The organism is Rhodococcus sp. NPDC057014 (assembly GCF_042673295.1).
Classification (GTDB): Bacteria; Actinomycetota; Actinomycetes; order Mycobacteriales; family Mycobacteriaceae; genus Rhodococcus_F.
This window is the reverse complement of record NZ_JBHUSF010000091.1, coordinates 22,449-28,448: the sequence shown is the minus strand read 5'-3', so window position 1 is coordinate 28,448 and position 6,000 is coordinate 22,449. Positions and strand designations below refer to the sequence as shown.

The window sequence follows — 6,000 nt, the reverse complement described above, 5'->3', positions numbered from 1 at the left end:
GGCATCGGCGGCGCGTTCAGCCGCCGATGCCCTCGCGCCGTTGTCGCGGGCGTTCTACTTGGGGACTTTCGGCAGGAGAAGAGAGATGCGCAGCTTCGAGTCGATCGTCTGCCCGAGGGCGAGGGATTGGTCGAGCAGCGGACCGAGTGCCTTCACCTTGGCGTCGGCTTCGCCGAGCGTGGTGACGATCGACGCGGCCGGCGCCGCGGCGGCATTGGCCTGATCCGTCGCCGCCTGTCCGGCACCGATGATGGCCACGAGCGGTGCATCCGCGGATTGCAGCGCGGTCCCGAGGGCGGCCAGCTGGTCCCCGAGCGAGCCGAGAGTCTGGTCGGCCCGGGTCAGTGAGTCCAGTACCCCGACCACATGGGGCATGCTGTTGTTGATCGCCGCATTGGCGGGCGGCAACTGCTGTGCTCCGTCCAGTGCTTGGTCGGTGGTGCTGTCGACGATCTTCGCCTGCGCCACTCCGTCCTTGAAGATGTCGTTCGAGATGTTCAGATCGCGGGTGACGATGAGGATGCCGGCAAGTACGGCGATGGTGAATGCGAGGGCAACTGCCCAGGAGAGCCGAAGCATCGAGGATTCCGCCTTTCGAAAGGATCCGTGGTGCGCCGTCATGCGGGGGGCGCAGACGCCGGTGTGGGTGCAACGCCCAGCGGGGGCAGATTCAGGTCGTTGACCGGCGGGCCGATGACCGCGAGAAGCGGCCCGAACTCCTGGACGTGGGCGGCCTCCTCCCGGATGACCGACAAGGTGGCGGCGATCGCCGAGGCCTTCGGCCCGAGTTCGCCCAGTGAGCCGCCCACCGTCGTCAATCCTTGATGAATACCTTCCAATTGGGTGGTCACCGACCCGACCGCGGTGGACAGTCCGGCCACAGTCGGACTCGCCTGGTCGGCGCGAGCGGTCACCGAGGCCACGAGATCGGGCAGCGGTTGTGCGGTGGCTCCGACAGAGGAGGTGGAGGCATTGACGGTCTTCGCCAAACCGGAAAGTTCACCGGCCTTGGTGGTGAGTCCTTCCAGATCGTCGGCGAGCGGAGTGAGCGTCTGGATATCGGTTGCCAGTTGGGCGTGCTTGGGAAGCAGGAGCGCGGACAGAGAATCGAACTGGCCCGCGGAGTCGATGAGTTCGAGGCTCAACGCCGAGGGGCGGCCCAGCGGATCGCTGACATCACGCAACGCCGGGAAGAAGCCGTTCAGCGCGCACAGGACCACGGCCGGAACGACGCCCAGGACCAGCACAACGAGAGACCATGTCTTTTTCGAGATCATCGATTTCCTTCCGGTGCGGGGATGAACGCGTCGGAAGCGGGCACGAGCGCGAGTTTGTTCGCCGTGCGGGTCAGTTCCGAATTGAGCTGAGTGGTCAGGTCGAGTGCTCGGGTGAGTTCGTCGTTGACGGTCGACACCGTGGTGTTCGCGTCCGCGGAGACCTGGTGCAGCGAGGCGGCCGACCCTTGCAGTGTGGTCGCGACCGATTCGAGCTGGCCCGCGATCTGGGTGTCACCCTGGCCTGCTGCGACGAGCGCCTGGGCGTTGGGCAGCAGCGCGGCGAGGTGGTCGACGTCCGTAGCTGCTGCGGAATTCAGTTGTGCCAGGACTCCGTTGAGTTCGTCGAGTTGTTTGCGCGCGGTGGCGGGTGCGGTGAGATCTGCGCGCTGGGCGAAGAACTCGTTCGTCACCCGGAAGTTGTCGACCACGGTGCGTGCACTGTCTTGCACGAGGAGGCCCTTGTGGATGGTCAGCAATACCATCCCGAAGAGGACGACGGCGGTGACGGCCGCGGCGCGGCCACACCACTCGGTGACGACGGCGTACCGCGTCTGTGTCGGCCCAGATGTACCTGGGGGGATGGTCGGCGGGCTCTTTCGCTCAGGCAACGCCGAGGTCGGTATGTCGAAGCGCTGATAGCCGGCCAGGCCTCGGCGCGAGAGAGATGCTGGAGACAAAGTGTTGCCCTGCTGCATATCACGTCCAGTCGGAGAAGGGGGTAGGCGGTTCGGTCGGTGGCGGTCTATCCGGGCAGAGGCAGCATCTGGTTGATCGTCTGTGCCGCCGCCACCGACCCCTCCAGATCACTCACCAGACCCTGCACGATCGCGAGGAGATCGCGGCCCTGTGCACCGAACGCTTCGGCGGATGACACCAAGGGCAGCACCGTGTTCTGGACCTCACCGAGAATGGACTGGATGTTCTGCAACTGTTCGTTGGTCATCTGCGCCCCTGACGTTCCCTGGGCGAGCATCGCCGCGGCGGGGGTGATGGCCTCGTCGAGTTTGGTCAGAAGCGGCCCGAGCGCCTGTGTGGAATCGAGTGCGGTTTGCGCGGTGTGCGTGAGTTCGGTCAACTGCTGCAGTTGTCCGGTCAGTTTGTCGTTCACGTCGACGATGTCCTGAGAGACACCGATGCTGGTCACGTTGACCTGCTGCTGATTGTCGAGTCGGTGATTGAGGTTGTACACGACGAAGGTCAGCAGTCCCAGGACACCGACCGCGACGATCGCGAGGACCATGCGTGCCGGGCCACCGCGGCGTCCGAAGAAGATCACAATAGTTCCTTACTTTCCTGACAGGTCGTTCGCGGACTCTTCCGCCGAGACGCGGGCGTTGTGCACTTCCTCGGCCGTCGACCGTGCGTCGTCGAGAATCGAGGCGAGCGTGGCGCGGTTGCCGGTCAACGCCGCAGTCGCACCGTCGACCGGTGGCTGGAGGGTGTTGATCTGTGCAGTCAGAGTGTCAAGGGAGGCCACGAGGTCGTCGACATTCGTACCGGCCTGGTCCAGAGTGTTCTGAACGTCTCCGCTGATTTGACCGATCAGCGTATCGAGTTCCGCTGCGACGGTGGCATCGGTTTCTTGGACGCTGGCCAGTGCCGCTCTCATCTTGTCGAGGGCGGCGAACGCGGAGAGGGTGACCTTTTCGTGTTCGACGAGTTCGGCGAGCGCGGGGTTGTAGTTGTTGGCGGACACCACCGCCTGGTCGAGCCGGTACGGTGTCGCGGTCAGGTCGTGGATGCGGGGGTAGAGGTAGAAGGCGGTGATCGGGATCAGAGCGAGCAGGACGATGCCCCGCAGAACATTCGTCCGCGTGGAGGCGCGACGCGGTTCGGTGTCTGATCGACGAACCTGAACTGGAGAGGAAGCAAGCGGGACGGTCAGCTGGTCGTCGAATTCCCTGCCGGCACCGCGGTGAGGGCCGGTGAACGCGGTCATGTTGGGCTCGCAGACAGTAGGGCGATCGTGTGTAGCACGGTCGCGGTTTGGGCGAAGAGTCCCTTGACGACCAGCCGGCGGGTCAGGATCGCCGCGAGCAGTCTCACGCCGCGACCGGTCACGAGGCCGAGTGCACCGAGTGGCCGCACCTTCCCTGGTAGCTGAGCGATGAGGTCGAGGTGTTTGTCGGTGACGATCAGGACCACGTCCGGCTGTCCGACGAGACCGTTGTAGACCACAGCCTCGTCGTCCCCGCACACGATCGTGCACGCGCTGTCAGTATCCGCACTGACGATCGCCACGGGTCGGGTGATTTTGTGCGCCAACTCGATACGTGAGGGGGCTGCCTCGAGATTCTCCCCGAGGTGAGTACCGATCAGGCCTGCGATGCTGTTGGCGTCGGGTCCGTCGTACAGGGAAACCGCGTACTTCGTGTGTTCGATTGTCGTCAATGTCAGCCTTTCGATGTTGGGTAATCGTTCGGCGTGGCGGCCTGCGACGCTGGGGAGCTGTCGGCGGGCCAGGCGGGTTCGGTCCGGGCACGAGGATGGGGCCGGTGCAGATACCGGCCCCATCGTCGATCGGGCGTCGCCGGGATGCTCCCGCTGTCAGCGGTTCAGGCGATGAGATCCTCGCGTCCGGCGTCCTTGAGGTCCTGGATGTAGATCGGGAACAGGAACTTGGTGCTGGGGACCAGCTTGAGCACCTTCATGATCTGTCCCTCGGCCTTGACGGTGCCCGTCGTGAGAGCCATCGTCATGTTGAGCTTGCCCTGCCAGAACTTGTTCGCGTTCTCCGAACTCATCCTCAGCGTGGCGTTCGGAGTGACACCACCTTCCGCGACACTGGAGTAGACCTTGTTGTTGGGCATGTCGAGCACGACCTCACATACGGGGTCGTGGCACGAGACGAGCAGAACGGCGCCGGTGGCGGTGAGCTTGGGACCGAGCTTTTCGTCCAGGTACGCCTTTTCGAAAATGCCTCCGACGAACTTGCGCAGGTCGGTGGGGTCGGTGAATGCGAGCATTGTTCTCTGCTTTCTCTCTGATGGGTGTTACTTGCAAGGGTTGAGTCGGTTCTGCCCGGGTAAGGCAGCCCGGTGTCCGGTGTGAAAGTCAGGTTCAGTCGGCGATCCGCAAAGCCGCGACCGGGCACAACTTGACCGCCGCTTCCACCTTCGGGCGAAGAGCCTCGGCGGGCGAGTCGTCCAGGACGATCACCTCGTCGCCGTCATCGTTGAGGTCGAAGACTTCGGGGGCTGCGATGACGCATTCGCCGTGCCCTTCGCATCGGTCGTAGTCGACGTGGATGTCCATGCCCGGATCTCCCTTTCATCTGCACAGGTGGCTCGGGGAGACCCGGTGGGTGTGGGGCATGTTCAGCTCACCGAGCAACCGTTGCGTGCGGAGTGTGTGGATGTGTTCAGATCGGTTCCTGCGGCTATCGGACCGACAGGTTCTCCCGCTGCGCCGGAGACTGAATGATTGCGCGTGGGCGCCGCCGCAGGATGCCTATGAGCAGTGCCAGCACACCGAGGACCAACAGGACGATCGGTGCGACCACACTGATCAGGTTCAACTGCATTGCCTGGGACTTGGCCGAGGCCGCTGCGTCGCTGATCGACTGGTCGTTGAGAGCGGTGTCGATGGACAGGACGGGCATCACGGGAACCAACTGGCCGCCGATCTCAACATTCGCGATGATCTGCTGGTTCAATTGCGCATCGATCGGCGAGCCCAAGGTCTGGTCGGCGGCGAGGTTGATGCGGGTGACCGCGGTGTAGGTGAACGGCACCGGATCGGCGAGCTGACCGAGGGCCCCACCGAGACTCTGCTGCACATCCGCCGGCAGCAGGGGCGCGAGGGACCCGACCAGCGACTTGGGCAGCGCCGGCGGCAGCGTTCCTGCGATGGCGGGATCGGCCAAAGCGCCCTTCGCTTCCACTGTGTAGTTGAGTACGTCACGGCCGGAGACGGTGCCCGAGTCGACGTACGTCATCGGGACCGTGGTTCTGGTCGCGGAGTCGTAGTACTGGTAGCTCGCTGCCGGGTCCGGGTGCAGCGGAAGAGCGATGGTCATGCCGCTGTGCGGTTCGACCCCCTCACCGGAGTCACCTGCCGCCGCGTCCATCGTCTTCCGGTCGATGGAGTAGGCGTGGTTGGACGGCACCGAAAGGCCGGGCGCCGCGAGGGTGATGTCGTCATGAGCGAGCGCGGTGTCACCGTCGGTGCTCGACACGTAGATATGACGATCAATGGTCACGGGAACATCGGACGCGACCACATTGGCGATGTCGCCGGCCTGCAGGGCTTGGGCGTTGAGCAGCGTGCCGGTCCCCTCGTAGACGGGATTGACATCGAGGTCACCGGGCAGCTTTGACAGCGTGGGCACCAGCACGAACCGCAGGAGGGCGGCAAGAGCGATGAACAGCACTCCCACGACCACAAAGATTTTCGAAGATCGTCTGACAAGCATCGACCGGTCCTTCATGTATTCGAGCGGTAGGTGAGGATGCGCCCCGTCGTTGCCACCGAAACTGGAACGCCTGCTCGGCCGTGTCGATCGTGCAGACCGGTGTGTGAATGGCAGTCCGTCGGTTCGTTGGGTAACCCTCAACCGTGGTCACGGCGGAACACTGCCGAGACACCACCGCTCCGGTCCAGGGCTGTCCGCATATCCCGATCAATCGCGCGGAAACCGCAGGACCATTGCCGTGATGCCGGACACAACAACCGAAACTTTGTGACTGAGTACACAAATGCAATCTGGTTGGCGCCGATACTC

The 6,000-nt window shown here is 64.0% G+C and carries 9 protein-coding genes; all 9 read right to left on the bottom strand.

Annotated elements, in window-relative coordinates:
- Positions 1 to 54: 54 nt before the first annotated feature.
- Positions 55 to 579, bottom strand: coding sequence for a hypothetical protein (locus ACFTZB_RS19455; protein WP_378433587.1), 525 nt, complete (start codon positions 577 to 579; stop codon positions 55 to 57).
- A gap of 38 nt (positions 580 to 617) precedes the next feature.
- Positions 618 to 1,277, bottom strand: a complete 660-nt coding sequence (locus tag ACFTZB_RS19450; RefSeq protein WP_124396381.1) for a hypothetical protein — start codon at positions 1,275 to 1,277, stop codon at positions 618 to 620.
- Positions 1,274 to 1,972, bottom strand: coding sequence for a hypothetical protein (locus ACFTZB_RS19445; protein WP_378433586.1), 699 nt, complete (start codon positions 1,970 to 1,972; stop codon positions 1,274 to 1,276). Before ACFTZB_RS19445 ends, ACFTZB_RS19450 begins: the two co-directional genes overlap by 4 nt.
- Before the next feature lie 47 nt (positions 1,973 to 2,019).
- Positions 2,020 to 2,553 (bottom strand): hypothetical protein, encoded by a 534-nt coding sequence (locus tag ACFTZB_RS19440; RefSeq protein ID WP_095863720.1) that lies wholly within the window; start codon positions 2,551 to 2,553, stop codon positions 2,020 to 2,022.
- Between the two features lie 9 nt (positions 2,554 to 2,562).
- On the bottom strand, positions 2,563 to 3,216 hold the full coding sequence (locus ACFTZB_RS19435; protein WP_378433585.1) for a hypothetical protein: 654 nt from the start codon (positions 3,214 to 3,216) through the stop codon (positions 2,563 to 2,565).
- Positions 3,213 to 3,668 carry a hypothetical protein gene (locus ACFTZB_RS19430; protein ID WP_378433584.1) on the bottom strand — a complete coding sequence of 152 codons (456 nt, stop codon included), beginning with the start codon at positions 3,666 to 3,668 and terminating at the stop codon, positions 3,213 to 3,215. The genes ACFTZB_RS19435 and ACFTZB_RS19430 overlap by 4 nt, the downstream gene beginning before the upstream one ends.
- Positions 3,669 to 3,832: 164 nt before the next feature.
- Positions 3,833 to 4,243, bottom strand: coding sequence for an SCP2 sterol-binding domain-containing protein (locus ACFTZB_RS19425; protein ID WP_095863717.1), 411 nt, complete (start codon positions 4,241 to 4,243; stop codon positions 3,833 to 3,835).
- Between the two features lie 94 nt (positions 4,244 to 4,337).
- On the bottom strand, positions 4,338 to 4,532 hold the full coding sequence (locus tag ACFTZB_RS19420) for a ferredoxin (RefSeq protein ID WP_378433583.1): 195 nt from the start codon (positions 4,530 to 4,532) through the stop codon (positions 4,338 to 4,340).
- Between the two features lie 124 nt (positions 4,533 to 4,656).
- On the bottom strand, positions 4,657 to 5,691 hold the full coding sequence (locus ACFTZB_RS19415) for a porin PorA family protein (protein ID WP_378433582.1): 1,035 nt from the start codon (positions 5,689 to 5,691) through the stop codon (positions 4,657 to 4,659).
- Positions 5,692 to 6,000 lie beyond the last annotated feature (309 nt).